The following is a 3741-nucleotide window of genomic DNA, read 5'->3' on the forward strand; positions in this document are numbered from 1 at the left end:
TCTCTTTGGTAAAGGCAAAACCGAGCTAAGTTGTTTTTTGCCATTTACTAAATTTTTCTCACTAAATTTAGGCAAAAAATTTATGCAAATTCGACCCTTTTGCCAAAAAAGTGAGGCGTTTAGTATCACTGGACCGCTTATGCCTCTATGTGTAAAAAGCAAGTCACCACTAAATTTATACAACAAGAGCAGGGAGTAAAAATAGGAGAAAGGTGAGCAAATAGGTTAAATTTATTAGTTAAATTTGGCTTTTATAGAGCAGCAGTAAGTTAAATTTACTGCATATTTATGCTTCCAGCTGGAGCTGGCATATCGCCTTTTTCGTCGACGAAAGGAGGGCCTTTTTGAAGTAGTGCTGTCACTTCAGAAGCAACCTTTGGATCCATCTTTGCCATTATGGTTGAGATCTTTTTGGCATCAAGGGCATAAAGTATGGTGGCTGCGTTTGATCTTGGCATTTGCGAGAGCACTTCGGCTGCTGCGCCATCTTTCATTTTGGCGTAGGATTCATTGACTTTATCAGTAGTCATCGTGCGAAGCTCTTTTAAAATTTTCTCATTTTTAGCGACTATTTCGTCGATCTCTTTGCGTTTTTGCTCGATCACTTTCATCGTCGCATTTAGATCAGCCTCTTTTTTGGCGAGCTTTTTGTTGTTTTCTTCATAAGCTGCAGCCGAGCTTGCTCGAAAGACCTCTAGGGCTTGGCGCTGCTCGTCGATGACCTCAAGCTCCTTTGAAATTTCCTCTTTTCTAGCTTCAAAGATCTGAGTGCAATCAACTGGCACTTCAAAGCAAAATGCAAAATTTATAACTATAAAAAAGAGTAAAACAGCTCTCATCACGCCTCGCTTTTGGCTGCAAATTTCATCACAGCAAACTCATCAAGAGCCAGTGCTTCAGCCTTTTGTATGCGTTTTATCTCTTTTTTAAATTCTTCTTTTTCTAGATATTTCATCTTTTCATACTCTAAATTTGCATTTTTATATTTGTGCTCGTAGTGCAAGACCTCTTTTTTTGCTATCTCTAAGCTCTCTTTGCATGCGCTTAGCTCAGCTCTTGCTATATTTATGAGCTCTAAATTCTCTCTTAGCTCGCCTATGTTGCCACTTTTTGGTAGGCTAAACTCGTTGAGCTTGGCCCTTAAGAGTGCTATTTTTTCTTCGGCACTTCTTACATTTAGCCTAGCAACGACGAGCTTAGCCTCTACCTTATCCATCTCCTGCTTTTTGACGCGGACGACGGAGGTAAATTTGCTTTTCATCTAATGATCGTATCGCTTCTTTCAGGGCTTGTTGAGATATAGCCGACTTTCACGCCAGTTAGCTCCTCGATACGCTCGATATACGCTCTTGCGTTTGCCGGCAGGTCTTCATATCTGCTGATGCCCTTTACGCTGTCCCAGCCTGCAAGCTCTTCGTAAATAGGTGTTGCATTTTCAAGGTCTGTTGGCACATAGTCGATCGTTTCGCCGTTATATTGATATGCTTTGCAAATTTTTACCACTTCAAAGCCATCAAGTACGTCAAGCTTCATAAGTGCATAAGTATCGACGCCATCAAGCCTTGAAGCGTATTTTACGCTTACTGCGTCAAACCAGCCACAACGTCTGCGGCGGCCTGTTGTTGTGCCAAATTCTTTACCTATCTCGCACATCTTATCGCCATTTGTGCCCTTGTCTTCAGTCGGGAAAGGTCCGTGGCCTACGCGAGTTGTATATGCTTTGATGACGCCTATGACCTTGCCTATTTCTTTTGGATTTAGTCCAAGACCAGTGCAAGCACCAGCACTTATGGTATTTGAGCTAGTTACATAAGGATATGTGCCGTGATCTATGTCTAAAAGTGTGCCCTGAGCGCCTTCTAGTAGGACTTTTTTATCTTCATCTAGCGCTTTCCAAACTAAATTTGTAGTGTTTGCGATAAATGGAGCAAGAACTTCTTTATATCTTTTTAGCTCTTCAAGTAGCTCATTTTCTTCAGGTATCTTTACGCCAAGAGCGTCAAATACTGGTTTATTTGTTTCAAAATCATGCATCAAAGCATCACACAAGCGCTCTGGCTCAAGTAGCTCGCCAACCCTGTGGCCGCTTCTGCTTATCTTGTCTGCGTATGTTGGTCCGATGCCTTTGCCAGTCGTTCCGATCGCTTTTTCACCTTTTAAGCGCTCTTTTGCTTGATCGACTTGGCTGTGGTAGCTTAAATTTAAGTGTGCTTTGTCGCTTATATAAAGTCTGCCTTCTAAGTTGTCAAACTGCGCCATCTCAGTGATGAGCACCTCTGGAGAGACAACGACGCCGTTGCCGATGATATTTATGATATTTTTGTGCAAAATTCCGCTTGGGACAAGGTGAAGCGCGTATCTTACGCCATCGACCCAGATCGTATGACCAGCGTTGTGGCCACCTTGAGAGCGACAAATCATGTCATAGTTTAGTCCTAGCATATCAACTATCTTGCCTTTGCCCTCATCACCCCATTGAACACCAACTACTAAATCAGCCTTTCTCATTCTTACTTCCTTAAATTAATTTTTTCTTCTATCAATGCATCAGTATAAACAGCGAACCCGCTGCTTGAAATATCGTCTATTTCATAGTTTCCGCCACTTGCTAAGATGGCGTTGTCTTTTAAAAATCTAAAAAATAAACTATCATAATATCTCATTTTTGAGTAATATAGCGGAACTATTCTTAAATTTTTATATTCTAGTGATTTGGCTACGCTTTGTAAATTTTTCAGCGCCTCTTTTAGCTTGTCAGGGACTAAATTTATTATCTCATCAAGCTCGCTAGCGTCCTTTAAAAGGGCTAGTTTACTAAGCCACGGCACATTTTGGGCTAGGATCTTTTCTAGCCATGAATTTTCAAAAATTTCTATCTCTAAGTTTAAAATTTCGCAAATTATCCTTGGGATTTGCATATTGCTAAGCTGCAAACAAGCGCCGATCTCAAGCTCGCTAAAAAGCTTTGCTACGATATTTATACTTTTTAAAATGTCGTTTTCGCCGATAAGCTCAGCGCCTATTTGATAAATTTCTTGGCTTGGATAGCGAAAGACTGGCTGGATGTAAAACCACCTCTTTGGCTCATTTGCTTTAAGCCTTCTAAGCACGATCCTAACGGTATCAACCGTGCTATCAGCCCTTAGGCTTATCTCGTGATTTAGACTGTCGCTAAAGCGAAGAAGGTTTGTCGCATCCACGCTTAGATGTTGATGATACGAAAAAAACGGCGTTACGATCTCGCTAAAACCTTCATCTTCTAAAATTTCACTCGCTTTTTGCTCGATTTTTCTCTTTAGTTTTGCACTTTTTGCAAAGTAAAGTTTGCTTCCGTTTGGGATCTCGTGCTCATAAACATTTAAATCACTCAACTCTTATCTCCTTACTAAAACCTAAATTTATATCGCACTCTTTGATGATGGACACGGCTAGATTATAGAGTTCGCCGCTGTCGCTACTGCTTGCTAGTTTGCTTAAATTTATAGAAATTTCTTGATTATATTTACCTATATTTTTTATCTCATCTTCTATTTTTTGCTTTAGGCTTTGTGCTAGTTTGTCGTCTTGATTTAAATTTGCTATCACTTCATTTGCAAGCTCTTTTAGCACGACTAAGCCTTTGAAAAGCTCGAAATTTTCACTATTTTTATAATCTTTTATGTGCAGATTAGGTCTTTCAAATTTAAATGAAGCTGCATCTTTTGCCAAAAGCGCTAATGAGAAAATGTTGCCTTGAAATTT

5 protein-coding genes and 1 pseudogene are annotated in these 3741 nt (G+C 40.1%); all 6 read right to left on the bottom strand.

The window, feature by feature from the left end:
• Positions 1–177, bottom strand: a pseudogene (locus CYP77_RS07345) (NAD(P)/FAD-dependent oxidoreductase); the annotation flags it as partial.
• A 98-nt stretch (positions 178–275) separates the two neighbouring features.
• Positions 276–839 (bottom strand): MotE family protein, encoded by a 564-nt coding sequence (locus CYP77_RS07350; RefSeq protein ID WP_103567009.1) that lies wholly within the window; start codon positions 837–839, stop codon positions 276–278.
• The gene (locus CYP77_RS07355) at positions 839–1261 is read right to left on the bottom strand and encodes a flagellar export protein FliJ (RefSeq protein WP_103567010.1); all 423 of its coding nucleotides are present in this window, start codon (positions 1259–1261) and stop codon (positions 839–841) included. Before CYP77_RS07355 ends, CYP77_RS07350 begins: the two co-directional genes overlap by 1 nt.
• Positions 1258–2508, bottom strand: coding sequence for an adenylosuccinate synthase (locus CYP77_RS07360; RefSeq protein ID WP_012140419.1), 1251 nt, complete (start codon positions 2506–2508; stop codon positions 1258–1260). The genes CYP77_RS07355 and CYP77_RS07360 overlap by 4 nt, the downstream gene beginning before the upstream one ends.
• Before the next feature lie 2 nt (positions 2509–2510).
• Positions 2511–3371 carry an ATP phosphoribosyltransferase regulatory subunit gene (locus CYP77_RS07365; RefSeq protein ID WP_103567011.1) on the bottom strand — a complete coding sequence of 287 codons (861 nt, stop codon included), beginning with the start codon at positions 3369–3371 and terminating at the stop codon, positions 2511–2513.
• A partial coding sequence (locus CYP77_RS07370; RefSeq protein ID WP_141090844.1) for a hypothetical protein occupies positions 3364–3741 on the bottom strand: 378 nt, incomplete at its 5' end. The genes CYP77_RS07370 and CYP77_RS07365, both read right to left, overlap by 8 nt.

Source organism: Campylobacter concisus, assembly GCF_002913865.1.
GTDB lineage: Bacteria > Campylobacterota > Campylobacteria > Campylobacterales > Campylobacteraceae > Campylobacter_A > Campylobacter_A concisus_AM.

What these genes read in the sequence shown, in the direction of transcription:
- CYP77_RS07350 (WP_103567009.1), bottom strand. Translation starts at nt 839, where the DNA reads ATGAGAGCTGTTTTACTCTTTTTTATAGTTATAAATTTTGCATTTTGC.
- CYP77_RS07355 (WP_103567010.1), bottom strand. Translation starts at nt 1,261, where the DNA reads ATGAAAAGCAAATTTACCTCCGTCGTCCGCGTCAAAAAGCAGGAGATG.
- CYP77_RS07360 (WP_012140419.1), bottom strand. Translation starts at nt 2,508, where the DNA reads ATGAGAAAGGCTGATTTAGTAGTTGGTGTTCAATGGGGTGATGAGGGC.